Source organism: bacterium (assembly GCA_035691305.1).
Classification (GTDB): domain Bacteria; phylum Sysuimicrobiota; class Sysuimicrobiia; order Sysuimicrobiales; family Segetimicrobiaceae; genus DASSJF01.
Window position 1 is genome coordinate 70,248 of sequence record DASSJF010000005.1, and the last position, 25,073, is coordinate 95,320.

The 25,073-nt window shown below is 68.0% G+C and carries 26 protein-coding genes, 1 other RNA gene and 1 riboswitch; of the genes, 9 read left to right on the forward strand and 18 right to left on the reverse strand.

Translation table 11 applies throughout. The annotated features are described in order from the left end of the window. Positions 1-60 precede the first annotated feature (60 nt). Positions 61-741, reverse strand: coding sequence for an alpha/beta family hydrolase (locus VFL28_00860; GenBank protein HET7263189.1), 681 nt, complete (start codon positions 739-741; stop codon positions 61-63). Between the two features lie 108 nt (positions 742-849). Between VFL28_00860 and VFL28_00865 the strand changes: the two genes are divergently transcribed. From VFL28_00865 to VFL28_00875, 3 genes are read left to right on the forward strand one after another with little or no spacing between them, the layout of a single operon-like run. Beyond that, positions 850-1,167 (forward strand): NIPSNAP family protein, encoded by a 318-nt coding sequence (locus tag VFL28_00865; protein HET7263190.1) that lies wholly within the window; start codon positions 850-852, stop codon positions 1,165-1,167. 49 nt (positions 1,168-1,216) lie between these two features. Beyond that, on the forward strand, positions 1,217-2,032 hold the full coding sequence (locus tag VFL28_00870; GenBank protein HET7263191.1) for a DUF2066 domain-containing protein: 816 nt from the start codon (positions 1,217-1,219) through the stop codon (positions 2,030-2,032). Between the two features lie 50 nt (positions 2,033-2,082). After that, on the forward strand, positions 2,083-2,898 hold the full coding sequence (locus tag VFL28_00875) for a carbon-nitrogen hydrolase family protein (protein ID HET7263192.1): 816 nt from the start codon (positions 2,083-2,085) through the stop codon (positions 2,896-2,898). Here the strand turns inward: VFL28_00875 and VFL28_00880 are convergent. Both VFL28_00880 and VFL28_00885 read right to left on the reverse strand, forming a co-directional pair. Then, positions 2,895-3,341 (reverse strand): hypothetical protein, encoded by a 447-nt coding sequence (locus VFL28_00880; protein ID HET7263193.1) that lies wholly within the window; start codon positions 3,339-3,341, stop codon positions 2,895-2,897. The genes VFL28_00875 and VFL28_00880 overlap by 4 nt on opposite strands. Before the next feature lie 175 nt (positions 3,342-3,516). Continuing rightward, positions 3,517-4,347 carry a polyphosphate kinase 2 family protein gene (locus VFL28_00885; protein HET7263194.1) on the reverse strand — a complete coding sequence of 277 codons (831 nt, stop codon included), beginning with the start codon at positions 4,345-4,347 and terminating at the stop codon, positions 3,517-3,519. 100 nt (positions 4,348-4,447) lie between these two features. Between VFL28_00885 and VFL28_00890 the strand changes: the two genes are divergently transcribed. Continuing rightward, positions 4,448-5,314, forward strand: a complete 867-nt coding sequence (locus VFL28_00890) for a TIGR03560 family F420-dependent LLM class oxidoreductase (GenBank protein ID HET7263195.1) — start codon at positions 4,448-4,450, stop codon at positions 5,312-5,314. Positions 5,315-5,372: 58 nt separating this feature from the next. On the opposite strand, the gene VFL28_00895 is transcribed toward VFL28_00890, so the two are convergent. The 3 genes from VFL28_00895 to VFL28_00905 all read right to left on the reverse strand — a co-directional run bounded on the left by VFL28_00895 (position 5,373) and on the right by VFL28_00905 (position 8,468). Next, positions 5,373-6,260 carry a hypothetical protein gene (locus tag VFL28_00895; protein HET7263196.1) on the reverse strand — a complete coding sequence of 296 codons (888 nt, stop codon included), beginning with the start codon at positions 6,258-6,260 and terminating at the stop codon, positions 5,373-5,375. A 1,155-nt stretch (positions 6,261-7,415) separates the two neighbouring features. Then, on the reverse strand, positions 7,416-7,904 hold the full coding sequence (locus VFL28_00900; protein HET7263197.1) for a hypothetical protein: 489 nt from the start codon (positions 7,902-7,904) through the stop codon (positions 7,416-7,418). Between the two features lie 3 nt (positions 7,905-7,907). After that, positions 7,908-8,468, reverse strand: a complete 561-nt coding sequence (locus VFL28_00905; protein ID HET7263198.1) for a hypothetical protein — start codon at positions 8,466-8,468, stop codon at positions 7,908-7,910. A gap of 58 nt (positions 8,469-8,526) precedes the next feature. Then, positions 8,527-8,610, reverse strand: a riboswitch (cyclic di-GMP riboswitch). A 360-nt stretch (positions 8,611-8,970) separates the two neighbouring features. On the opposite strand from VFL28_00905, the gene VFL28_00910 reads away from it, so the two are divergent. After that, positions 8,971-9,420 carry a cupredoxin domain-containing protein gene (locus VFL28_00910; protein HET7263199.1) on the forward strand — a complete coding sequence of 150 codons (450 nt, stop codon included), beginning with the start codon at positions 8,971-8,973 and terminating at the stop codon, positions 9,418-9,420. A 211-nt stretch (positions 9,421-9,631) separates the two neighbouring features. Here the strand turns inward: VFL28_00910 and VFL28_00915 are convergent, their stop codons facing one another. Together VFL28_00915 and VFL28_00920 are read right to left on the reverse strand one after the other, a co-directional pair. Next, on the reverse strand, positions 9,632-10,180 hold the full coding sequence (locus VFL28_00915) for a biotin transporter BioY (GenBank protein HET7263200.1): 549 nt from the start codon (positions 10,178-10,180) through the stop codon (positions 9,632-9,634). Positions 10,181-11,235: 1,055 nt separating this feature from the next. Then, positions 11,236-12,234 carry a class I SAM-dependent methyltransferase gene (locus VFL28_00920; GenBank protein ID HET7263201.1) on the reverse strand — a complete coding sequence of 333 codons (999 nt, stop codon included), beginning with the start codon at positions 12,232-12,234 and terminating at the stop codon, positions 11,236-11,238. A 547-nt stretch (positions 12,235-12,781) separates the two neighbouring features. Between VFL28_00920 and VFL28_00925 the strand changes: the two genes are divergently transcribed. Continuing rightward, positions 12,782-13,426, forward strand: coding sequence for a hypothetical protein (locus VFL28_00925; GenBank protein HET7263202.1), 645 nt, complete (start codon positions 12,782-12,784; stop codon positions 13,424-13,426). Then, positions 13,335-14,027 (forward strand): site-specific integrase, encoded by a 693-nt coding sequence (locus tag VFL28_00930; protein HET7263203.1) that lies wholly within the window; start codon positions 13,335-13,337, stop codon positions 14,025-14,027. Before VFL28_00925 ends, VFL28_00930 begins: the two co-directional genes overlap by 92 nt. Here the strand turns inward: VFL28_00930 and ssrA are convergent. The 9 genes from ssrA to glp all read right to left on the reverse strand — a co-directional run bounded on the left by ssrA (position 13,993) and on the right by glp (position 21,671). Next, positions 13,993-14,344, reverse strand: a transfer-messenger RNA (tmRNA) gene (gene ssrA, locus VFL28_00935). The genes VFL28_00930 and ssrA overlap by 35 nt on opposite strands. An 89-nt stretch (positions 14,345-14,433) precedes the next feature. Beyond that, entirely contained in the window at positions 14,434-15,720 is a 1,287-nt protein-coding gene (locus VFL28_00940) for a hypothetical protein (GenBank protein HET7263204.1), read from the reverse strand. Between the two features lie 185 nt (positions 15,721-15,905). Further along, positions 15,906-16,556, reverse strand: a complete 651-nt coding sequence (locus VFL28_00945) for a LysE family translocator (GenBank protein ID HET7263205.1) — start codon at positions 16,554-16,556, stop codon at positions 15,906-15,908. Next, a complete protein-coding gene (gene smpB, locus VFL28_00950; protein ID HET7263206.1) occupies positions 16,556-17,056 on the reverse strand; it encodes an SsrA-binding protein SmpB in 501 nt (166 codons plus the stop codon). The genes VFL28_00945 and smpB overlap by 1 nt, the downstream gene beginning before the upstream one ends. Positions 17,057-17,059: 3 nt before the next feature. Further along, positions 17,060-17,467, reverse strand: a complete 408-nt coding sequence (locus VFL28_00955; protein HET7263207.1) for a PaaI family thioesterase — start codon at positions 17,465-17,467, stop codon at positions 17,060-17,062. Further along, positions 17,460-19,388: an ABC-F family ATP-binding cassette domain-containing protein gene (locus VFL28_00960; protein HET7263208.1), complete on the reverse strand. Its 1,929-nt coding sequence runs from the start codon at positions 19,386-19,388 to the stop codon at positions 17,460-17,462. The genes VFL28_00955 and VFL28_00960 overlap by 8 nt, the downstream gene beginning before the upstream one ends. Positions 19,389-19,411: 23 nt before the next feature. Next, entirely contained in the window at positions 19,412-19,966 is a 555-nt protein-coding gene (locus tag VFL28_00965) for a MogA/MoaB family molybdenum cofactor biosynthesis protein (GenBank protein HET7263209.1), read from the reverse strand. Further along, complete coding sequence (moaC, locus tag VFL28_00970) at positions 19,933-20,451, reverse strand: cyclic pyranopterin monophosphate synthase MoaC (protein ID HET7263210.1); 519 nt, start codon at positions 20,449-20,451, stop codon at positions 19,933-19,935. The genes VFL28_00965 and moaC overlap by 34 nt, the downstream gene beginning before the upstream one ends. Continuing rightward, a complete protein-coding gene (gene glp, locus VFL28_00975) occupies positions 20,448-21,671 on the reverse strand; it encodes a gephyrin-like molybdotransferase Glp (GenBank protein HET7263211.1) in 1,224 nt (407 codons plus the stop codon). Before glp ends, moaC begins: the two co-directional genes overlap by 4 nt. Positions 21,672-22,062: 391 nt before the next feature. Here glp and VFL28_00980 point away from each other — a divergent pair, with 391 nt between their 5' ends. Next, positions 22,063-22,596 (forward strand): hypothetical protein, encoded by a 534-nt coding sequence (locus tag VFL28_00980; GenBank protein HET7263212.1) that lies wholly within the window; start codon positions 22,063-22,065, stop codon positions 22,594-22,596. Further along, positions 22,590-23,810, forward strand: coding sequence for a prolyl oligopeptidase family serine peptidase (locus tag VFL28_00985; GenBank protein HET7263213.1), 1,221 nt, complete (start codon positions 22,590-22,592; stop codon positions 23,808-23,810). The genes VFL28_00980 and VFL28_00985 overlap by 7 nt, the downstream gene beginning before the upstream one ends. Positions 23,811-23,846: 36 nt before the next feature. Here the strand turns inward: VFL28_00985 and VFL28_00990 are convergent, their stop codons facing one another. Next, positions 23,847-25,064, reverse strand: coding sequence for a glycine C-acetyltransferase (locus VFL28_00990; protein ID HET7263214.1), 1,218 nt, complete (start codon positions 25,062-25,064; stop codon positions 23,847-23,849). Between the last annotated feature and the right edge of the window lie 9 nt (positions 25,065-25,073).

Here is a 25,073-nt window from a genome sequence, read left to right on the forward strand (position 1 = left end):
ATGATACCCGCCCGCACGGCGGCCCGCCCGCGTGGGTTCTCCAGCCTGCGCCGCGGCGGGTTAGGCGGCGGCGATCCGCCGCACGAACGCGGCGGCGACATGTCCCAGGTCCCGGCCGATCTCAAGGTCGGAGCGGCGGGTACCGCGCACGTGAAAGGAATGGTCGGCGTCCGGGACCGCGTGCAGCCGGGCGAGCGGCCCCAGCCGCCGGACCACGTCCTCGATGAGCGCGAATTCGGCCAGTGCGTCCCTCGTCCCCTGAATGAAGAGCACCGGCACCCGGATCTGCGGGAGGTGTGCGTCCCGGAGCCGCTCCGGTTTCCCCGGGGGGTGCAGCGGATAGCCGAAAAAGACGAGCGCCTTGCCGGAAAACGCCGGCCCGTCCTCGGCCGCGAGCATAGAGGCCATCCGCGCGCCCATCGACTTGCCCGCCGTGATCATCGGCAGACCGGCGCCGCGGCGCGAGAGCTCATCGATCGCCGCGCGCCATGCGCCGAGCAGGACCGGCGTCCGGTCCGGCACACGCCGGCGGGCCTCCATGTACGGGAAGTTGAACCGCAGGACAGAGACACCGTCGTCCGCCATCGCCGCCGCCGTACCGGCCAGGAACGGATGCGTGAGGCCGGCTCCGGCGCCGTGGGCGACCGCCGCCGCGGCGACCGGCTGTGCCGCGGGCGTCCACACGGCGGAGACCCTACCGTCGGGAACCGAAAACTGCAGCCGCTCCCCCTCGCCCGTCACGTCGCGCCTCCAGGCCCGGCCGCGCGCCACACTTCATCCGGCGGTGTACCGTCGCTCCGGTACAATGCGGCGCGGAGACGGAACGGGTCACCCCGTGGGGAGGCGCGCATGACAATTACCGTGTTCATCCGCTACCGACTCGATCCATTCAAGCGGGAGGCGTTCGAGGCATACGCGCGGCGCTGGCTCTCGCTCATCCCGAAATGCGGCGGCGACCTCGTCGGCTACTGGATGCCGCACGAGGGGACCAACGACGTCGCCTACGGCCTGATCTCGTTCGAGAGCCTGGCGGCGTACGAGGCGTACCGGGCGCGCCTCCGCGCCGACGGCGACGCCGCGGCGAACCTCCGGTTCGCCGAGGAGCAGCGCTTCGTCCTACGGGAGGAGCGCACATTCCTGAGGCTCGTGGCTCCGCAGGGAGAGTAACCATCGACTTCGAAACATCGGTTACTCGGTCACGACGCGGGGGCGTAGCATGGGATTCCGCCGGCACCGTTGGAAGATGCTCTTGGCCGCCGCGGCTCTCGCGGCGGCGGCGGCGGGACCGCCGGCGTCCGCCCAGCCGGGCCCGGACCTCTATCAGGCGACGGTCATCGTCACGGGCAAGGACGCGCGCAGCCGGCCGATCGGCTTCGCGGAAGCGCTGCGCAAGGTACTCGTCAATCTCACCGGCGAGCCGCGCCTGCACGACGACGCGAGGGTCTCGGCGATGGCCGCGCGCGCCGGCGCGGCCGTGGCCTCATTCTCCTACATCGACCGGATGGCGGGCCGGCCGGTTCACGACGAACAGGGCACCCGCGACCGGCCCTTCAACCTCACCGTGAAGTTTGTCCCGGCGCGGGTCGACAAGATGCTCGGGGACCTCGGACAGCATGCCTGGACCGGGGCACGGCCGGTGGTCGTGCCCGTCCTCGCCGTCGCGATCGGGCCCACGTCGTATCGGCTGAGCGCTGAGACTCAGCACGGGACCGAGCAGCGGGCGTCCTTTGCCGACATGGCACGCGACTTCGACTTGACGGTGCGGTTCCCGAGCGAGGCCGATTTCGCCGCCTGGGGCGTCGGGACCACCGGCTTCCCCGCGCCCCCGGCGGCCACCGCCCCAAACGAAGCGCGCGTCGCGGGCACCCTCCGCTTCGACGAGTCGCTGCCGGGGTGGGTCGGATCCTGGCGCTGGCGGTGGCACGGCTCGGACTATGCGTGGAGAACGAAGGGCGTCAGCTTCGACGAGGCGTTCCGCGACATCTGCCGGGGCGTCCTCCGCGTGGCGTCGGGGCACGGCGCCCCGGATTGACGGCGCCGCGCACGGAAGGCGGTCGGCGTCCGCGCGGCTAAGAGGCACCCATGATCATCGCGCTCGCGTCGCCGCGTCCCGCGTCGACGCTCGAGGACGGGCTGGAGAGGGTCCGGCGCCTGATGTCGGACGCGTCATCGAAGGGCGCCCGCGTCGTCTGCTTCCCCGAGGCGTATCTTCCGGGGCTCCGCGGTCAGGACTTCGAGGTGGCGCCGTTCGATGCGGCAGCCGAGGCACGGATGCTGAGCGCGGTCGCCGGCTGGGCCAAGACGTTTGCCCTGACCACGATCCTCGGCATGGAACACGTGAGCGCCGCGGGCCGGCAGATCGCCGCCCGGGTCATCGGCGCGGACGGCCGCCTTCAAGGATGTCAGACGAAGACCCAGCTCGACCCGAGCGAGGACCGTTTCTACGTGCCGGGTGCCGGGCGGCAGCTGTTCGAGGCCGACGGGACGGCGTTCGGCGTGGCCATCTGTCACGAGGCGTGGCGTTACCCCGAGACGGTCCGGTGGGCCGCGGTCCGCGGCGCCAAGATCGTCTTTCACCCGCAACACACCGGCACCGAGCGCGCCGGCGTCCGTCTGACGCGCTGGGGCGATCCGGGCGCCCCCTACTACGAGAAGGCGATGATGCTGCGCGCGCTCGAGAACACAATCTACTTCGCCAGCGTCAACTACGCGGTGCGATTCCAGGAGTCGGCGACCAGCCTCATCGGACCCGACGGCGAGTGCGAGGGCCATCTGCCGTACGGCGACGAAGGCGTGCTGGTCCGGCGGATCGATCTGAACCGGGCGACGGGCCTGCTGGCCCGCCGGTTCGCCCCGGAACGCTACGAAGACGTCACGGCGGCGGCGCGTCCCCGCTAGCGCCCACGGGCGCCGCCGGCGCGCGCTGCGATGATTTCGTCGCACCGGCGGCTCGACATCGCGAAGTACTCCTTCCACGCGACCCCGATCGCGCGGCACAGCAGTTTCTCAACCGCGTCCGCGACCTGGTGCTGCTCGTAGTACGGACAATCGAGCTCGTCGCCGTACTCGTCGCTGTCCGGATGGGCGGCGTGAAACTCGTCCGCCGCCCGCTGGGTCACGCCTTGCCGAACGCACAAGAACAGCTCGACGAGCTCGTGAATGGCGATGAGCCACGCCGCGTAGTTGGCTTCCCCGCCGAATTTCGGTACGCTGATGCGGACGGCCACGCCGTCCGGACGCTCCTCGTACTCCCAATCGCCCAACGTGTCGTACCGGAACTGCGCGTCGTCCACCTGGGCGATTGCAATCGTGAACGGGCGTCCATCGAGGCGCTCGCTCATCTGATTTGGACCCGGCCGATGCGGTTCATGCCGCTGCCCGCAATCTCCAACGCGCTGCCGTCCGGTGTGTGCACCATGTTCCGCACCACCCTTCCTCCCGACGGAATGACCACGTCACGGCGCTCCCTCAGTCCGCGGCCGGGCTCGGCATAGCTCGGATCGTCCGGCGGGCTCTTTACTCTTTCTTTGCCGCGTGATACTCGCGGCGTATGTGTTCGATATCGACGGCCGGTTTAGGGTAGCCCATCCGAAGGTCCTCCAGATGCTCCACCACAATCCGGGCGACCGCGAGATTCCGAAACCACTTGTGGCCGGCGGGAACCAGGAACCACGGCGCGTACTCGGTGCTGCAGCGGGACAAGGCATCCTCATACGCCGCCATGTAGTCGTCCCAGAATTTGCGCTCCGCATAGTCCGCCTCGCTGATCTTCCACCGCTTGGCCGGATCGTCCAGGCGGTCCTGGAATCGCGCCAATTGCTCTTCCTTCGAGATGTGCAGGTAGAACTTGAGAATGTGGGTGTCCTGGTCGGCGAGGCCGCGTTCGAACGCGTTGATCCGGTCATAACGAACGGACCAGACGTCCTTCGGCACCAAGTTGTGGACCCGCACCACCAGCACATCCTCGTAGTGGGAGCGGTTGAAGACGACGACCTCCCCCCGGGCGGGGACCGCGCGGTGGATCCGCCAGAGAAAATCGTGCGCCAGTTCTTCGGAGGTGGGCGCGTGAAAGACCGCTACCCGGCAGCCCTGCGGGTTCATCGCGCTCAGCACGTGATTGATCGTTCCATCCTTGCCTCCGGTATCCATCCCCTGGAGACAAATCAGGAGCGAGCGGCGGCGTTCCGCGTACAGCAGGTCCTGAAGTTCGCGCAACCGTTTCCGATAGTGTTCGAGTTCGTCGGCGGCGTCCCGACGGTGCGCGTAGCGGTCCTTGAACGCGGGGTCGATCTCGTTCAGCTTCACCCGGGTTCCCGGCGCCACTCGGAATCGCTCGCGGTAGTTCAGCTGGCTCCTCCATATTCTCGAGGGTCGGCAGTGATCGAAGGAGTGCGCAGCGCAGGACTGAAATTCAGCCTCATTCGCCACTCATCGCTCGGAGGTCGGCATGGCCCCCAAGACGCGCTTCGGCATCTGCACAGACCAGAACCTGCCGTGGCCTACGCTCGTCGAACGCTGGCAGCACTTCGAGCGCCTCGGCTTCGACAGTGTCTGGGATTGCGACCACCTGAACCAGCCGAGCAACCCTACCGGCCCCTACTACGAGGGATGGACGCTGCTCGCCGCCCTGGCGGCGCGCACGGAACGGATCCGCGTCGGCGTCCTCGTGAGCTGCAACACCTTCCGCCACCCCGGCCTGCTGGCCCAAGAGGCGATCACGGTCGACCACATTTCGAACGGCCGGCTCGAGCTGGGCTTCGGGGCCGGATGGTTCGTCCCCGAGCATGAGCGGTTCGGCATCCCCTTTCCGCCGAGCGCCGCGATGGTCGTCCGTTTCCGCGAGGCGGTGCAGGTGCTCGACAGCCTCCTGCGCAACGAGACGACGACCTTCGCCGGCAAACACTACCGGCTTCAGGAGGCCCATGTGCGGCCGCGGCCGGTGCAGCGGCCGCGGCCGCCGCTCACGCTCGGGGCCCACGGGCCGCGAATGCTTCGGATCTGCGCCGAGTACGCGGACGCTTGGAACTCGTTCGGCACGGTGGAGGAGATTCGCGAGCGCAACCGGATTCTGGATGAGCACTGCGCGGCGATCGGGCGGGATCCCAAGGACATCCGGCGGTCGTTTTACGGATGGGCGAGCCAGATGGCGAGCCAGGGGCTGCCCGACCCGTGGTCGACCGTGTCCGCGTTCCAGGACGTCGTCGGCCGGTACAGCGAGGCCGGCATCAACGAGTTCATCATCGATCAGCCGCGCCGCGAGCAGCTCCCGGTCCTCGAGCGGATCGCGGCCGAGGTGATTCCCAAGTTGCGCTAAGCGACAATCCGCGGCGACGATTCATGCGCCGCCGGCGCGTCCGCCGCCGGCTCTCTTTTCAGAAGCTGACGCCCGCGGCCACAAACGGTCCCTGCCTCAGCGTATGGCAGGGGCACACGGCAGCGCCGAACATGTTCAGCGCGCCTTGCTCTTCCCGCACATAGCGGTAACCAACCTCGACGTTCCAGTGGCCGGGCGCGGTATAGCGCACACTGGCTTGCCCGTCCCAGCCGGTGCCGCCGGCACTCGCCGTTTGCGTCATCGCATTGGCTGTACCGGAAATCGTCGTCGTCATGGAGGGCGCGTAAGCGACCCCGGCGTTGAGCGACCAGGCGCTCGCCGCGAACGGGTACGAGAAGTCAAACCCGACGCGGAAGCCGGTGCTGTCGGCGGTCAGCGAAGCGGGGCCCAGGCCGGAGAGATTCGACGAAAACAGATTCCCTTTCGCGTCGCCGTAGCCGAGGAACGCGCGAAACGTCACGAGTTGAAGGGGGTTCTCGGGAAGAGGTTGCTGGACCAAGTACGACACATCGGCGGTCCAAATCGTATCCGTGCCGCTCAACGACAGTCCAACGGGTGCGGCGCCGCCAAACCCCCAATTGCTTTGGCTGCCGGTCACGCCATTCAGGTGAATCCCCCAGTGCGACCGGGTGTCTACGCGGAAGTCTATGCCGTACAACTGCGAGTTCCAGGTCTCCAGCACGCCGCCGCCCGGTTGGGAAAAAAACTCTGAATTTGTCGGCCAGTACACGCCCTGGATCGTATACGTAACCGCAGGGGCTTGGTTATTCACCACGACGGTATACCTCACGTTGGATTGCGCGGAAGCCTTGACCGGAACCATCACCACGGTCAAGATCGCCGCCAGTCCTAAGCCGAGTAACGCCCGGATTCCCTTCTTGCCGTCCCGGACCATCGAGCCGAAATGGAAATCGGGGCCCCCCATTCCACACCTCCGCTATCCCAATCGCGCGAGAGCAGGTCAAGAATTCTGGCTCGCCCTCGCTTTTCCATGCCGGGCCCCTCCCGGCCGGACCGCGGTTAAGGGATGCGCGCGCCGTGAGGGCGTGGGAGGTTCGCACGGCCGGCCCGACCTGCGCGTGGGTCCGCTCGGGGACCGGCTGTTTGAGTCCCCGAGCGAACCTATGGCGTTGGCTGCGTAACGAACGGATGCTGAGGGCGATAGTTAATGCGTTGTCTGCTGGAAGCAGGCGATATCGTACTGCGAAACAGCGGTTGAACTGTTCGAATTGTTGGCCGATGCCGTTCCGGGGTTGCCGGCGTAATGATTTCCAGCCGTGCCGCTTGGGTTAAATGGCGTTCCGGCAGACGCCCCTGAACTACCCGGAGTCTGCGTAAATTGTTGACACGTTGTGTTGGGTGCGCCGGGCTGGCCGTGTCCATTTGGGCTTGGAGTCGCCCCAACCGTCAGCACCGCGGACCCCACGATGGCGATCACGGTCGCAAGCCCAACACCGACGAGTCGTTGCCGCATGAGCCTGTCCTCCTTCGAGCGCCCGCGTCATGGGCGCCCCAGGACGCCTTTACCCGTGCGAGCACGGCTATCGCAAAGTACCGTCCGGATTGTTACGGACATTTTACGGCTATCGGCCGAAATGTCCGGATCCTGCGCCCGCTTAGCGCAAAATCATGTGGCCGGTCATTGCCAAGACGAGACCGAACAGCAGCAGCAGAAGTAGCACGCTGTGTCCCCCCTCTCCTACGAATGAATCGCGGTTTCGGTCAGTTCTCGACACGGGGCTTCGGTCGTGAGGTCGTACTTTGGTACTCCGGGCCGCCACATCGTGCGGTCCCGATAGACTGGCACGAGCGTCACCCCTCCAAATTCCGGTCCAAAGATACGGGCGCGGACCCTCCCAACCGACGGTTCACTGCTTATTTTGGGTGACGACCGGGAGCGTGGACGCTCGCCCTCAAGAACGACGCTACCTGGACGAACGGAAGATTCTATGAAACGAATTGTGAGGAAGTGATGAATTGGGGATCCCGGTCTCAATCGTGGTGATTGCCCTGGAGGACACCAACTAAATGGGATCCGAGCTCAGGGCAATCGTGACCCTATCGTTCGTAATACCTGCGATTAGGTAGGCGACCGGGCATCACCGCTCTGGGTTTCCAAGGCCAGTGCCGTTCTTATCAGTCCTATCTCGATATTCTTGTGGGCCGATGTCATCCTCTCGCTTGCCGAAATCTCCCTCAAGCCGCGCGCGAGCACGTCTCGGTCGACCTTCGACAGCGCGGCGGTCGTCGTCTTCCGCCCTTCTCTGAGGCGTTCGTCTCGTTCAAGACCGAGCAACGTCGATTTGCCGATGTGATCAAAGAGATCGACATACCGTCGCAACTCCGCAAGCAAACGGTCCTCTTCTTGCCTGAGGTCCTCTAGAGTGCGCCCCGGTCTATTCCGCAGCCAAGCGTCAATCCAGCCAAGTTCGTCGGTCGACGCGCCCTCGGTCATGAGACTGGCGCGATCTTCAGGCGAGAGGCCGGACGGTTCAGGCGGCGGGGGACCGAGATCCTCGTCGACTTGCACGAGTTCCACCGGTTTCATCTTCCGGAACCAGCCGACCACGTCTCACCACTCCTTTGGTCGATGACCGGCCAGGAGTATGGGCGTTTCTTTCGCCTCAACACTCGAATCCTGCGGCCTCTCGCCCCGCTGCGTGTGGAATATTGAGAAAGGCGTCCTCCGCGCCCTAACCTGACAGTGAATCCGCGCGAGGGGCGCGTCGAAGTACCGGAGGAGTCCCGGCCACAGCGCTTCCGTCCCGCTCCACCGGTACCAGGTGCCCTCGCGGTCATCGCGCACCCATTCCAGGACGAACCTATACCCTAGCCGAAAGGCGTCGCGGTCGCTGAAAGTGAGTGCAAAAGGCTGCCGCGGCGGCAACCCCGCTTCCCGGAGGATTTGATCGACGACGGCCGGGGCCCGCGCCACCAGCGGCTTGGTCCACAGTCTCCGCGTCAGATCGTCGAACACCCACGCCCCGTCGTACCAGTAGGGCTTGATCGTGTTCAACACCGGCCCCGTCCGGTCTCCTTCGGGTTGCCGCACGGCCACGACGAGCGCCCGCAACCGCGTCGCATAGGCCCTTTCGTCCACCTGCGCCTGGAGTCGTTCCCGTGGCAGCCTCATGGACGTCCCCCCGCTCGCCGTCTTCTGCGACCGCCTTACGAAAAGCAGAAACCCGGCCACTGCTTTCGGCCGGGTTCGCCACTCGCTCCCCACCGCCCAGGCGACCATCTATGGGCGGGAGATCATCGCGTCCGAAAGGGCCGCTTCCGCGCCGCCGTGAGGTCCGGTCGTGTCGAAGGAGTGCGAATCGTGTGGTAGAGGTGGTGTGAAGGACGGAAGCGACAGCGTTTTCTCTTTGGAAGTGCCCTTCGGCCCACCCCGGCCCCACTCCTCCTTCACTGCGGATGTGGCCTGGGTGCCTGCCAAACGGTGACGTCTTCGCGGCGGAACTCGGCGCATCGACGCGCGATCGGGCGCCGCTCAACGGAAGCACCGAAGCACGATGTCATTTGGCGATGGTGTCCCGCGTCCGATTTGTTACGCGACCGTCACATCGCTTCTACCAGGAGGTCGCCGCCTGCATGAGAAGTAACAGGCAAACGATCGTCAAGGAGGAATGCGGGTGAAAACGCGGCTAACCGTGGGCGTGTGCCTGGGATTGGCCTTGCTGCTGGGCACAGGACTAATGACGTCCGCGCAGACGGCGCCCACACGAGTCATCAAGATTTCGACGATGTCGTTCAAGTTCGATCCCAGCGTCATCACGATGAACGTCGGAGACCGCGTCACGCTGCAGGTCACCAATAACGACAAAGACCATCCGGGCCGGGCGCACAGCATCGCCTCTCCGTTCTTTCAGAGCCTGAACTACACCGTGAGCGGTGAGGCGCAACAAGGCGTAGCGAAGGCAGACGGATGGAAGTATATCCTAATCGATAACGGCAAGACCGCCGAGATAACGTTTGTCCCGCAGACGCCGGGGCAATTCAATTTCCTGTGCGAGCAGAACAACCATGCCTCGCTCGGCCAGGTGGGCGCGTTCATTGTCTGGCCAGCGGGATACAAGCCGTAGCTCAGCGCATTACCCGAAACCGAGGGGCTCGGATCGGCGCGGCGCATTCGAGCATGCCCGCGCGTCGGATGATCGCACGAAGATCGTTCCAATCCCGCGCGAGTCCAGAGCAGGGAGACCGGCTTCTTGACCGCTGAGCGCAGCGGTAAGACTGTCTGTCCCTGCCGAACCAGCGCGCCATCGGTTCTGCCCGTAGAGGATATGCGATCGTTTACCCTCGAGGCGTAGGAACAGCGCGCGCGACCGCCGCGGCCGCAATCGTCTTGAGCGCATCGCCGGGCAGGAACGGCACCGCGCCGAGCAAGATCGCGCGCTTCCACGTGAGGTGCGCGGTCCAGGCCAGCCAGGGCAGTCCAAGGACGTAAATAACCGCCATCCCGGCCGCCGTCGCGAGCCATACATTGCGCCGTCGCACGGCGCCCGCCAGAAACGCCGCGACGATGAATCCCACGAGGTAGCCGCCGGTCGGCCCGACCAGCACGCCGGCTCCGGCATGCCCTGCGGCGAACACAGGCACGCCGGCGAGGCCGACCAGCACGTACACTACCATCGCGACTGCGCCGTCGCGGGGGCCGAGGAGCAGTCCCGCCAGCACGGCCATGAGATTGCTAAGCACCACGGGGACAGGGCTCCCGGGCAGCGGGATCGCGACCTGCGCGGCTACCGCGGTCGCGGCCACCAGCACCCCGATTCGCGCGAGCCGGCGCGTCTTGCCAGCTACCGATCCCGTAGTTGTTCCAGCAGCACGAACGGTCTGCACAAGCGACTCCTCCACTCCTACGCCGGTCGCGCCGTGGAACAAACGGCTACTCTCGGCTAGCGGACCCGACCGTGATGTCGTCTACTTGACCGTGTGTCTGCTACCCACGAGTCTCCGTCGCAAGTTGCGACAGGCTGAGATTCTCTGTTAAGTTGTCCGCGGTGTAGTCAAGCACACGCTTCAGCCGATACCCGGGCAAACCGCCCCTGTAGACGATAGGTGTTTGACGCAGCGTAGCATAACGCGTCCGAAGGTAGACTGCCAGAGATCACCGTTCTCTTTGACTTCGGTCGCGGTCCTCATCCCGCTCATCGTCCTCATCCGCTTATCATCCTGGTCCTGCTCCTCGTCCCCCTACTCCTGATCGTGGTCCTTACCCTCGTTATGGCGATCGTGATGTTCGTCCCCTTCGCGGCGTTGGTGCTGTTGGCACTCCTTCTGGCCCTAAGGACCGACCAGTTCTTTCGACCGACGTTGCCTGCTCAAGGTATCTGAGCAAGAATCTCGCGAATGGCATTGGGTCGTCTCCGACCTGAGCCGTCTCGACAGATCGGAAATATTCAGTTCGGTCCTCTGCGCGAAGTGTCACCCAAGGGAAGCCCTCAGCTACGCAATAGGCGGCTTAGACCCCTGATCCATTTATTTCCGGATGCCGCTGGTTGTTTCTCCCACCAGAAGCAGTGAAGGTGACCCGGCGGTGGTTTTCGGACCAGACTCTGCGGCGGGGGCGCGAAATACATCCAGAATTTGTGGTGGAGGCGGCGGGAATCGAACCCGCGCAGGCCAATTCTGCCGATCCCGCCAAACCCGCAAATGACAAGGATTCCAGCCGCGGTTCGGAAATATGAGCCGCCGCCGTGCCCTTGTCCTGCCCTTGTGCCCTCGCTATCGCGCAACACGGCGTTAGCGAACCGCACCGTTCGGGCGCTACTGCCAAACGCTACTCTAGGATCTAATCGCCCACGTAGAATCCCTCCTAGAGCGATTCTTCGCTGTCGGAGGGCATCGTAGCGGGAGCTGCGGCATCGATCCAGAATCCTGTACCACCTGCCGGGTCACGCTTGCTCGAACAGAACGAGGCTCTGTGGAGTGGGTGGCAGCGGTTTCACGATCACTCCTGCAAATCCTGCCGCGCGGCCCATCTCCTCGAACTCCCGGGCCGTGTACGCATCACCGTGCGGCGTCGAACCAAGCATCTGAAAAGCGAACATGACGGGGAAGCGCGGAGACACCCGGTCCTCGTTCGTCAAAAACTCGACCGCCGCAGCTCGCCCGCCGGAGACGAGACTGTTGCGAGCCTTGCGAAGAAGGACCACACAGGCATCACGATCGAGTTGGTGGAGGAAGTTGGCCAGCAGCACCAGATCGAACCCGCTACCCCAGTCAGTGTCGAATCCACTCCCCGCCAACGTGTGATAGCGTCCGGATACGCCCGCTGCCTCGGCGTTCTCTCGTGCCACTGAAAGGACGGCCTTCCAGTCGATCGCCGTGATCTGCGCGTCCGTCACGGCTTGAGCGATCGCGATGCCGAACATGCCGTGTCCCGCGGCAACATCCAGCACCTTGCGGGGATAGGAGACCGCAAGCTCGGACGCGATCTTTCTTGCGAGGGGAACCCTTGACGAACCCATCACCCGCGCAAACTTCACCCAGATCGGATGGTCCGGCGCATTGTTCGCCAACCCGACTGAGCCGCCGTTTCGGACATAGGCGGCGGGATTGCTCAGGAAGAGGTCCATCATCTCGGGCGCGGCCAGATACTCGACAACGTCGCCCATCCACAACGGGGCGTTTCGGTCCAAGAACGCGGCCGTAGATGGAGTGAGTCGGAATTGGTTGCCATGCTTTTCGAGATGGCCGCGGACCGTGAGGTAATTGCAGAGTATGCGGATACCGCGAACCGCCGCTCCGGTTGTCTGCGCAAGACTCTCGGCCGTAGCATTGCCCTTCGCGATCTTCGTAAACAGGTCGAGCTCGAGAGCAGCTTTGATCGCCGCGGTCTGCTGATAGGCGAGAACCGCGTCCATGAACACATCGGGCGATATATCGGCCATGTCCTTTCCCTTTTCCACCCGAAGCCCCGAAGCCTGCGGTACCAAGGGACCGCAGGTGTCCAGGCGAGGCGCTGGAAGCCGCAACCCGGCGAGCCGGTATCGCGGAGCGGACACTTGAGCGGGCCCGCCTGCGAGCCGGGGTGGTGACGCGCCGACAGGGATTCGGTCCGCGTGCCATCTATGTCTGGAGTCTTCATGCTCGCCAAAACTCCCATGCTCGCCAGCCCTCTGACCCTTGCGGACGTGGCGCACATGGCGAGCATGAGGCACCAAAGGCACAAACGTGAACGCACGTCGCCCGCTCGAAATCACCGCGCACGTGGAGGGCGGCATGCCCCCGGCGATGTGGAAGATCAAGGATCTCTGCCGGTACCTCGGCGTGTCGAAACGATGGGTGCACGAGCGCACCCGGCGGCGCGAGATCCCGAGTTATCGGTTCGGGACATCTCTGCGGTTCGACCCGGAGGAAATACGAGCGTGGCGGGCCAAGTTCCACCACCCTCCAGAGGAGAATACGAGTCGCGAAGGAGCCCCTGGGAGGCGCTGAGTGTCGATTCGGTGGCGCGGCAAGTCCTTCCACATTCGCTACTATGGCCCGGACGGCCACCAGCACGAGGAAGCCGTCGGCCCGAACCGCAAAGAAGCTGAAACCGTTTTGCATCAGCGTCTGTATGAGTCACGCCTCGGCAAGTATCCCATCCTAGCCAGACGCACCCGCACGACGTTCACGACCTTCGCCGACGACTGGAAAGACAAGCACTTGGCGCGCGTACGGGCGTCGACGGCGAAGCGCTACCGGGAGCTGCTGACCCACCAGCTACTGCCTCACTTCGGCACACACGCACTTTCGACCATCACACTGTCGGCGGTAGAGACGTTCCGGACAGATGCCTTGGAATCGGGGCTCGCGCCCAAGACCGTAAACCACGCGACCGCACTCCTCAAGCAGCTGCTCGACGCGGCGGTGGACTGGGGCTATTTGCCGATATCGCCTATCGCCAAACTCAAGAAATTGCGCGTGCCGCGGCCCTCGCTGGCGCTGTGGACCCCGCGCGAGATCCGCCGGTTTTTTGCTTGTCGCCCCGGAGCCGTGGCGTTCCGTGTTCATCGTCGCAGTATTCACCGGGCTTCGCCCTGGGGAAATTCAGGCGATGCGGTGGACCGGGCAGAATTGGCCGGACTTCGCGGCTAACAAAATCCGCGTCACGGCATCCTATGAGGCCCGATCGAAAGTTCTCGGCGCCCCGAAGACGGACCGCTCTGTCCGCGACGTGGACATGGTGCCGATCGTGCGTCAGGTCCTCGAGGCCCTACCGAGCCGTGCGGCCGGCGCCTGGGTTTTCCCGGCGACGAGTGGGGCGATGCTCCCTCGGACCAATATGCGGCGGGCCTGGGAGGAGACAATCACCGAGGCCAAGGTCCGGCCCATATCGCCGTACACCGCGCGCCACACCTTCGCCTCACTGCTGATCGCGGCGGGTAAGAATTCGCTCTACGTGTCGCGCCAGATGGGGCACCATAGCCCAGGCTTCACGCTCACCGTCTACGGGCACCTAATGGACTCCGTCCCCACCCGCTACGTCGAGTGGATCGACGAGCTCGTCTTCCCCGAGGGGCTTGAGCGTGCCCTTAATTTGCCCTTGGACAGCGCTCTGCGGGACGCTGCGGCGTGCAGTCGCGTGCAGCAGCGAGAATGGCTGAAACCCAATGCTGACGCCGTTTCTGGCATCGTTGTGCAGTTCAGTGCAACCGAGGGCATGGTGGAGGCGGCGGGAATCGAACCCGCGTCCTAGAGCCGCGAGGGCAGGGCGTCTACGCGCGTAGCCTGCGCTTTGGATTCGCGAAGCCGGTCTCCCGCAGACCGGATCCCGGTCCCGCTAGCTCTCTAGGTCTTAGCCGGTCCTCCCGGAGCGAAGAGGCCCGGAGCAGCCGGCTTGCTGACGCCCACTCCCCGCCCGCCGGCGCTGCGGGGGGAGCGTCGCTACTTAACTAAGCAGCGAGTGCGAGCTGTGTATCGGCGTGTATGCGCCGTCCGGTTGTTTAACGAGGGCCCGGACCACCTCGGCGCGCAACCCTGCTTCTGCGAGCCCAGTCGAGACCTGTCGCCCCCAAGACTGAGAGGCGCGCGGAGCTCACCCGCGCGTCGCACGTTCCAACCAACTCCATTGTATCACCGGCGTCCAGGCTGTTCTCCAGAAACTACTCGTCCACCCTGGAGGCGAAGCGGTCGAGCATCATATCGGCGATGCGGCGGGCGCCGACCTCGAGCAGCCGTGTGTGGTAGACCGGGCCGAGATCGACGCGAAGGACCGGCCGCTCCAGGAGCGCGGGCACCCCGTTCCCGCCCCGGATCGGCAGCCCCTGGGCGCTTGCCGCGAGAACCATCCCGTCCCCCGGCGCATACGCCAGCTCGGCCTCCGGGAGCAGTCCCGTGATACCGGCCGACGTCTGCGGTCCGCCGGTGCCGCGGGGATCGTGGCTCCCGTAGAAAACCGAGAGGCGGATGCCCGCCGGAATCGGACGCGTGTTGAGGTCATTGAGCAGCGCATTCCCGGCGTCGCTCGGCATCGCCCATGCCTGCGCCGGCGCGGGGCGCCAGAACGGAAACGTCGGCATGAAGGCCAGCGCCGCCACGGTCCGGCCGAGACCGGCAAACGGCAACGCGGATGGCGCATGATTGGCAACATAGGCCTGCACGATGCCCTCGTTGGGAACGCCCACGAGCGCGAGCCGGTTGACGAGGGTCCCCCATCCGTCGACGTCGTAGGCAACGTTCCACCGTGCCATGAGCCCGCCGAGGCTGTACCCGACGACGTTGACCTTTGACGCGTACGTGGCGGGCAGGACGTCGCGGCGGACGTAGGCCGCGAGCGCCTCGGCCGCCCGCGGCAGCGTAAGATCCTTCGACGCGTAGGTGAACCAGAACACGTTGCGGCCGGAGCCGGCGTCCGTGTACCCGTGGCGCCGGAAAGCGGCGAGGACCGTTTCGCTCGGTCCATCGTGCTCGTTGAGGAAGCCGGGCACGATAACCGCGGGCAGCGGCACGATCACCTCGCGCCGCGCCGTGGCAACATGGGCTCCGCGCCGGATCGTCACCTCGACCGGAAAGCGCATATTCTCCGTGAACCTCGGCAGCGGCGTAAAGCGCCCGACCGAGACACCGCCGACGAGAACGGCGCCGGCGGCGAGATCGAACTCCATCGCGAAGCGCGGCGGCATCTGGATCAGCGGCAGCGCGGCCTCCGCGGGGACGCCGTCGAGCCACACCGACACCGTCACGGTCGCCGGGTCCGTTCGGGCGTCCTCGAGGCCCGACACCGCCATGGTGACGCGCAGAATCGACCCGGCAACTCCGACGTCGAGAATAGCCACACTGGGCGCGCCGAACGGCTGCGCGGCCGCCGGCGCCGCGGCGAGGCCGACAACGGCCACCAGTACGCCCGCGATCACGGCGTGCCGCTTGTAATTCGCGCTGCCTCCCTGCATCTTCCGCGTCCTTCTCCTGTATGGGTGCGCTGGCCACAGCATAGGGCGGAAGCTCCCTCCCAGGCTGTGAACGGCATCACACGCCGGGCTGAAATGCCCTACCTATAGATAACGCGATTGCGGGGGGAATATTCAATGCGCCAAAACGGCGCCGATCAGGTACTCGGTCGAGTACGAGCGGTAGTCTAACGAGCGCGGCTGACGGCCAGGCGCAGGCCGAGGGCCACCAGGACGCCGCCGGAGACCCACCGGGCGGCGGCCGCCCAGGCAGCGCTCCGGCGGAGGCGCGCCTGCAGGGCGCCCGCGAAGATCGCGATCAGTCCGAGTGACACGGCGCCGAAAACGACGAAGACCGCGCCGAGCGCAAACATTTGCAGCGGGACGTCCGGACGCCGCGCGTCCACGAACTGCGGCAGCACCGACGCGTAGAACAGCGCGGCTTTGGGATTGAACAGCTCGGTCACGACCCCGTCCCGGTACAGCCGGAGGTTCGTGCGGCCGTCGGGGTCGGGCTCAAACGCGGCACGGATGGCGGCGGCCCGTGGACGCGGCTTCGAGGCCAGGGTGCGAAGGCCCAGGTAGACCAGATACGCCGCGCCGGCCATCTGGATGCCTTCGAACACGAGCGGCGCTCCGGCGAGAACGCCGGTCAGGCCGAGCGCGGCCAGGGCGACGAGGACGAGGGTTCCGCTCAACAGTCCGGCGGCCGACAGCAGCCCCGCCCGCGGGCCGAGGGCGGAGGCCCGGCTCAACACGAAGAGCGTCGCGGGGCCCGGGGTAAACGCCATGACGAGCGCCACCGGAAGGTAGAGCGCAAGCGCGGCCGGGGCCGGCATCACTGACCGCGGCGGGGCGGCTCCCGCCGTTCCCGGGCGCCGAGCGCCCGCTCGATGCGGCGCTGCGCGTCGCGCTCGGCGATCCGTTCGCGCTTGTCGTAGGTATGACGCCCCCGGGCGAGGCCAAGCTCAACCTTCGCCACGCCGTTGCGGAAGTAGATGCGCAGTGGCACGAGCGTGTACCCGCGCTGCTGCACGCGCGCGCCGAGGCGCTCGATCTCGCGCTTATGCAGCAGCAGCTTGCGGGTCCGCATCGGATCGTGGTTTTGAATGTTGCCCTGCTCGTAGGGGCCGATGTGCAGGTGCAGCAGCCACGCCTCGCCGCGGTCGATGCGGGCGAAGGCGTCGCCAAGAATCACGTGCCCGGCGCGCACCGACTTCACCTCGGTCCCGGTCAGCGCGATCCCGGCCTCGTGCGTCTCCTCGATCCAGTACTCGTGGCGCGCCCGCCGGTTCGTCGCGACGGTCCGCACGTCCTCGCCGGCGGCCTTCTGCGCCACGCCCTACGCACTCCGCGCCAGCGTGCCGCGCGCCTCGGCCAGACACGTGCCGTCGGGGAGCGCGAGGGTCGCCTCGGCAGTGAAGAACCGGCCGCGCTCTCCGGTGGTCCGCGCGGTCACGACGAGGCGCTGCCCGATCGGCGCCTCGCGACGGTACCGGATCTCGAGCCGCGCCGTCACCGTTTCGCGCCCGCGCAGGTGGAACAGGTTGGCCATCGCGTCGTCGAGCGCCGCGGCCACGATACCCCCGTGCAGCACGCCCTCGTAGCCCTGGTACTGCGGGCCGGGCGTGAACTCGGCGCGGATGCCGTCGTCGCCCTCCAGCTCGAACCTGAGGCGCAGGCCGATCGGATTCGCCGGGCCGCAGGCGAAGCAGGTCCCGGCGCCCCGAAGCGGCGCGGACTTATCCACCGGCGTCCTGCTCCGCGGCGCTGAGGCGCGCGTACAGCGCTTCGAGCTCCGCGTTGACCTCCTCGTAGCGCCGCACGGTGTCGCGGGCGCGCGCGGCGTCGCGGTACAACTCGGGATCGCCCATCAGACGGCTGAGGTCCTTCTGCTCCTGCTCGAGCGCCCCGATGCGTTCGAGCAGCGCGTCGACGTCGAGCGTCCCCGCCCGTGCGTGCGCGATCCGGCGGCGGGGCGCATCGTCCGCCCGGCGCACCGGCGCCGTGGAAACCGGCGGAGGCTCCGGGGCCGGCTTAGCCGCCACCTGGGCCGCCGGGCCGCCGGTGAGCGCTTCGCGGTACGCGTGGTACGGACCCGCGACGTCCCGCACGCTGCCGGCGTCGACGATCAACAGCCGCCGCGCGACGTGGTCCAGCAGATACCGGTCGTGCGAGGCGAGCAGCATCGCGCCTTCGAACGCCCCGAGCGCCTGCTCCAGCGCTTCAAGCGAAGGCAGGTCGAAGTGCGTCGTGGGCTCGTCGAGCAGCAGCAGGTCGGGCCGGTCGAGCACGAGCCGGGCCAGCGCGACGCGCCGCCGCTCCCCGCCGCTCAGATCGCCGATGCGCTTGTAGACGGTATCGCCAGAGAAGAGAAAGCGGCCGAGCACGCGGCGCACCTGCTCCGGAGACAGCGCGCGGTCGCCGAGCACCGCGTCGAGCACGGCTTGGTCGAGAGGGAGCGTCTCCTCGGCGTGCTGCGCGAAATACCCGACCCGCACGCCCGGGCCGAGTTCGGCGAGGCCGCCGCTCGGCGGCTCGAGCCCCGCGATGATCCTAAGCAAGGTCGTCTTGCCGGCGCCGTTGGGGCCGATCACGCCGACCTTTTCGCCGCGCCGGATCTCGAGCGACACGCCGGACAGGACCATGCTCTCCCCGTAGCGCTTGCCGAGATTCCGAAGACGCACAACGACCTGCGGACCGCGACGCGGCGCCTCCAGCCGGAACGCGGGCCCCCGCGCGCTGCGGGGCGCTTCGAGCCGCACCATCTTTTCGAGCCGCTTCTCGCGCGACTTGGCCTGGCGGCTCTTCTGGCCCGCGCGGTTGCGGCGGATGTACTCTTCGAGGGCCGCGATCTCTTCGCGCTGCCGCTCGAACAGCGCTTGCTGCCGGATCCGGCGCGCCTCGCGCTCGGCGACGTAGGCGGTGTAGGCGCCCGGATAGTCCTCGACGCGCCCGGCGTCGAGCTCGAACGTGTGGCTCGTGACCGCGTCGAGCAGATAGCGGTCGTGGCTCACGACCAGCACCCCGCCGCGGAAGCTCTGCAGAAACCCCTGCAGCCATTCGAGCGCGTCGAGGTCGAGATGGTTCGTCGGCTCGTCGAGGAGCAGGAGGTCGGGCGCGGTCAGCAGGAGGCGCGCCAGCGCGCCGCGCGCGCGCTGGCCCCCGCTCATCGACGCCAGCGGACGCGCCCACTGCTCTTCCTGAAAGCCCAGGCCTGCGAGGGTACGGCGGATCTCCGCCTCGTACGTGAAGCCTCCGGCGCGCTCAAAGGTCTCGCGCAGGCGGCCGTATTCCTCGAGCGCAGCCGCCAGTTGGGCCTCGTCGCCGTGTACCTCGGGCAGCGCGAGACGGTGCTCGGCCTCCCGCAGCCGGCGCTCGGCGCCGCGCGCGGCCGCAAACGCGGAAGCGGCTTCTTCCCACAGTGTGCGGCTCTCATCGACCACCGGCAGTTGCGGCAGATACCCCGCCGTGGCGCCCGGCGCAAACACGACCTGGCCGTCGTCCGCGCTCTCGAGGCCGGCGACGATGCGGAGCAGCGTAGTCTTCCCGGCGCCGTTGCGGCCGACGAGCCCGGCCTTTTGCCCCGGCTCGAGGGTGCACGACGCCGCGGCGAGCACGGACACGCCCGCGTACGATTTCGTCAGATTGACAGCGCTGACCAGCGGCATCCCTGCGCCTCGCAGAAGCGGTCTTACGGCCGGTGCTCCCGGCCCCACTCCAGTTTTCCGTCGTGTAAGAGCTCGACCGTGTGGCGGAGCACCGGGAGAATGACGTCCATCCACTCCCGGACCGCCTTCGGGCTGCCGGGCAGGTTGACGATCAGCGTCCGCCCGCGGATCCCGGCGACGGCGCGCGACAGCATCGCCAGCGGCGTGCGCGAGGCCGTCGCGATCCGGGCGGCCTCGGGAATACCGGGCATCTGCCGCTCCACCACCCGCAGGGTGGCCTCCGGCGTCACGTCACGCGGTGCCGCCCCGCTCCCGCCCGTCGTGAGCACCAGGTCCACGCCGAGCCGGTCGGCCATCTCGGTCAGCGAGGCGGCGATCGTCTCGAGGTGGTCTGGGACGACGACGCGGGCGAGCACTTCCGCACCCTCGGCCCGCAGCGTCTCCGCGAGGTAGTTTCCGCTGCCGTCTTCGCCCCGCCCCTTGCTCACCGAGTCGCTCGCGGTGAGAATGCCGCAGCGGATCCCGCGCAGCCGGCCCTCCGCGCTCACGAGCCGCGCGGCGGCTGCGCGCCGTTCCATTGGTACGTGCCGGACTTGCCGCCGGACTTGCGCACCAGCCGGACGCCCTCGATCGCGGCGCCCCGCTCGACCGCCTTGATCATGTCGTATACGGTGAGCGCCGCCGTCGCGACCGCGACGAGCGCTTCCATCTCGGCACCGGTCCGCCCGCGCGTCCGCACCCGCGCCTCGATGAGCACCCGACCGCGCGCCGGGTCGGGCTCGAGCGTGACGTCCACGCCGGTGAGCGGGATGGGGTGGCAAAGCGGGATCAGCTCCCACGTCCGCTTCGCCGCCGCGATCCCGGCGATCTGTGCGACTGTAAGCACGTCGCCCTTGCGGCCCTCGCCGCGCATGATCGAGCGCAGCGCCGGCGCGCGCATCACCACCTCGCCGCGCGCCACCGCTTCACGGACGGTTTCCGCCTTCGCGCCGACGTCCACCATGCGGGCGCCGCCGCGGCCGACGTGCGTGAGGCGCGTTCTCGGCCTCGCGGGAGCCGTCACGGCTCGAACAGTTCCACGTCGACGTCCGCGCCCTCGTCGAGCAGCCGCTGCCCGATGGGCACGACGACGACACCGTCGGCCCGCGTCATCGTCGTGATGATGCCGGACTTGCCGAGCACGGGCACCGCCCGCAGCTCGCCGTTCCGGCGCTCGAGGTACACTCGGACGTGGTCCTCCCGGACGCCGGCGGCGGGAATGGGCCGGGCCAGCCTCGCCCGCACCACCCGGCCGTAGGGCCGGCCGTCGCCGCGGCCGGCCAGGCCGCGCAGCACGTCGCGCACAAAAACGTCGAAGATCACCATACCGCTCACGGGGTGTCCGGGAAGGCCGATCATCGGCGTCCCGTCGACCAGGGCGAGGATCGTCGGCTTCCCCGGCTTGATGCTGACCCCGTGCACGATCACGCCGGGACGGCCGAGTTCCCCGATCGCGCGGGCGACCGCGTCCTTGGCGCCGACCGAACTCCCGCCGCTCACGAGCACGAGGTCCGCTCCGGCGCGCGCGTCCCGCAGCGTCCGCAGCAGGACGTCGTAGACGTCCTCCACGATCCCGACGATCTGCGGAACGCCGCCCTCCTGGCGCACGAGGGCCGAGAGCGTGTAGGTGTTGACGTCGCGCACCTGGCCGCCCTCGGGCGTGCGGTCCGCCGGCACGATCTCGTCGCCGGTCGCGATGATCGCCACCCGAGGCCGGACGAAGACCGGAACCTCGGTCACGCCGATCGCCGCGAGCAGCCCGACGTCCTGCGGCCTGAGGCGGGTGCCCGGCCGCAGGGCCACGTCGCCCCGGCGCACGTCCTCCGCCCGGCGGATCACGTTGTCGCCGGGCCGCGCCGCGCGCCGCACCGCGAGCCGGCCCTGAGATTCGTCGACGTCTTCCAGCATAACGACGGCGTCCGCGCCGGGTGGCAGCATCCCCCCGGTCGGGATGCGCACGGCCTCGCCGCGCCCGGCGGGCACCGACGCCGTCTCGCCCATCTCCACCTCGTCCACGAGGCGCAGCGCCGCCGGACGATCGGGGCCGGCCTGCGCGACGCTCTCCGCCTGCACGGCGAACCCGTCGACGGTGGAACGGTCGAACGGCGGCAGATCTTCGCGGGCGACCGCCTGCTCCGCGAGCACGCGGCCGTAGGCCTCGGTGAGCGGCACGCGCTCGCCGCCGCGGGGACGCGGCGTATAGGCGCGCGCGAACCGCTCCTTGGCCTCTCGGGGGGTCGACAACGTCGTAAATCCTGGCATGGCAACCTAGAGTATAGCACCGCCGCCCGACCGGCCGACGTGCAATCGACACCAGGGACGCGGACCGCGAGGATGTAAGTATGGACGGCGCCGGTGCAACCTCCCGCACCACTCCCTAGGAACGGAGGCGAGGCCCGTCTCACACGACGCGCTCACGCTCGAGCAGGTCCTGGCAATCACCTACACGTCGGGGCACGCGTGGTCCCCGGACGGGTCGCGGATCGCGTTCATCCACGACGACGGCGGACGCTTCTCGCTCCGCGTCCAACACGTCGATGGCAGCGCCGACGGCGAGGTATCGGCGGGGGACGCCCCGGTCAGCGCCTTCGCCTGGGGCCCCGCCGGCGAGATCGCCTACGTTCAGGGCGGCCGATTGCTTCTTGCAGGGCCGCCCGACGCCGGGCGCCCGACCGAGAGCGTGGCGCTCTACGATCCGCGGGAACCCGTCACGGAGTTCGCCTGGGCGCCGACGGGGCGCGCACTCGCCTGCGCGAGCGGCGGCCGCGCGTGGATTGTCGATCTCGCCGGGCCGTCGATCCGGGATCTCCGCGTGCCGACCCGCGTCCGCGCGCTCTATCATGAGCCCGGACTCGTCTGGGCACCGGACGCCGGCCGTCTCGCCTTGACGACGGAGCATCTCGGACGATGGGACGTCGCCGTGATGGGCAACGGCGGCAACGTGGTCTGGCGCTCGGAGACGGACGAGCTCGAAGGCCCCATGACGTGGCTTCGCGCCGACCGCCTGCTGTACGCGCAGGCCTCCGCCGACTACACGGCTCGCCGCTGGTGGGTCTTGGATCTCGACGGCTCCGGGCCGGCCGCCTCGTCTGGACTGAGCACGAGCCCGAAGGGCTGGGCGCCACATTCGCGGCGCAGGCACTCCCGGACGGCACCGGCGCCGTGCTGACGCTGCGGCACGAGGGTTGGTGGCATCCGTACCTGCTCGACGTGGAGCGCGGCGGGGTCCGCGCGCTGAGCGGCGGAGCGTGCGAAGACGTGGGCCACGCGGTCGACTCGCCGCGCGTGAGCCCGGACGGCCGCGAGATCGTGTTCTCGAGCAACCGCCTCAATCCAGGGCAGCGGCACCTCTTCGCGGCGGACATCGAGACCGGCGCCACGCGGCAGCTCACACCCGGCGCCGGAACGAGCGTCGAACCGCAGTGGTCGCCGGACGGCCGCCGTATCGCGTTCAAGCACAGCACCCTCCGCCACGCCCCGGAGATCTGGGTCGTGTCACGGAACGGAGGCGATATGCGGCGCGTGGTGGGCGCCATGCCGGCCGACGCGCATCCCGGGCGGTTCCCCGTTCCCGAACTGGTGCACACCCGCGGCGCGAACGACTGGGAGATCCCGGGATATCTGCTCACGCCGGAGCCGCGCGTCCCGGGCCGCCGCTACCCCGCCCTCGTGTACGTGCACGGCGGCGGCATGCGGCAGATGCGCGAAGGCTTCCCGCCGCTCGAGGCCTACGCGTTCTTCTACGCGGTCTCGGTGTGGCTGGCCGGCCGCGGCGTCGTCTCGTACCTCGTCAACTACCGCGGCGGCATCGGCTACGGGAAGACGTTCGAACAGGGCAACAGCGGCGGTCTCGGCGTGCTCGAGTGCGAGGACTGCGTGCGCGCCGGCGAGTACGTCAAGACGCTGCCGTTCGTCGACCCGGCGCGCGTCGGCATCTGGGGCCTCAGCTACGGCGGATGGCTCACCCTCGCGTCCCTCGTGCGCTCACCGGAGACGTTCGCCATCGGCCTCAACATCGCCGGCATCTGGGACTTCGATCACTGGATGGCGTGGGCGAAAGAGCACTACCGGCCGCCGTACGACTACTTCCTCGGACGCGCCGGCGCACGCGCGCAGCGACCGGAGGTGTGGGACGGCGCGTCACCGGGCCGGCTCGTCGAGCGCATGCGGGCGCCGCTCGTCAACTTCCACGGGACCCGGGACGAGGCGGTGCCGTTCGAGCAGCTCGACCTGATCGTGCGCGACTGCGTGGCCCACGGGAAGCGGTTCGAAACGCATTACTATCCCGGCGAGTCGCACCTCTTTACGCGGCGCGACACCTGGCGGGACGCGCTCGGCAAAGTCGATGACGCGCTCCGTCGCTACCTGGGAGTGGAGCCGTAGCGGTTCGCCCCGACCACCACGTGGAGTAAGAGCACCTTACGACGCCGTAACCACTCCCATCTCCCGCCCTACCCGTCCGCACGCCTCGAGTGCCTCCGCCAGTTGCTCGCGCGTGTGGCCCGCGGTCACGATCGTCCGCACGCGCGCCTTGCCGCGGGGCACGGTCGGGAACGCGATCCCCAGCGCAAACACCCCTTCCTCGAAGAGCCGGTCCGAGAAGCGCATCGCCGTCGCCTCGTCACCGATCATGATCGGGGTGATGGGCGTCTCGCTGGTCCCGGTGTTGAAGCCGAGCCGCGACAGGCCGGCCTTGAAGAATCTGGTGTTGTCCCACAACCGGTCAATGAGACCGGGATCGGCCTCGATCCGGTCGAGCGCGGCGAGCGCCGTCGCGGCGACCGACGGGGGGTGGGACGTGCTGAAGAGCAGCGGGCGCGCACGCTGCATCAGGAACTCGATCAACGGGCGGCTGCCGGCGACATAGCCCCCGAGGCACGCCCAGGCTTTGCTGAGGGTCCCCACCTGGATGTGGACGCGGCCGTGGAGGCCGAAGTGATCGACGGTCCCCCGCCCGCCTGCGCCCATCACGCCGCTCGCGTGAGCATCGTCCACCATCATGATCGCCCCGAACTCCTCGGCTGCCTCGACGAGCGCCGGCAGCGGCGCGACATCACCATCCATGCTGAAGACCCCGTCGGTGATCAAAAGCACGTGCCGGCCGGCGCCGCCGGCGCCGGCCCGCGCTTCGGCGAGGAGCCGCCGGGCCGTCTCGACGTCGCGGTGCGGGAAGATCTTGCGTTCCGCCCCGCTGAGCCGGCAGCCGTCGATGATGCTCGCGTGGTTGAGCTCGTCGCTGACGACCACGTCGCCCTTGCCGAGCACGGCCGAGACCGTGCCTGCGTTCGCCGTGAACCCGGACTGGTAGAGCAGCGCGGCCTCCGTGCGCTTGAACGCGGCCAGCCGCGCCTCGACCTGCTCGTGAATCGCCAGGTTGCCGGCGATCGTGCGGACGGCGCCCGAGCCCACCCCGTACTCGCCGATCGCCCGCCGCGCCGCGTCCTTGAGGAGCGGGTCGTTGGCAAGACCGAGGTAGTTGTTGGAACAGAGATTAACGACGCGCCGCCCGTCGTAGACGCAGACCGCCGCCTGCTCGCCGGTGAGCCGCCGGGGCCAGCGGTACAGGCCCTTCGCCCGCAACGCGGCGAGCTCGTCGTCGAGAAACGCGAGGGGGTTCGTGTCCGGGGACTCCGTCATGCGAGCCGC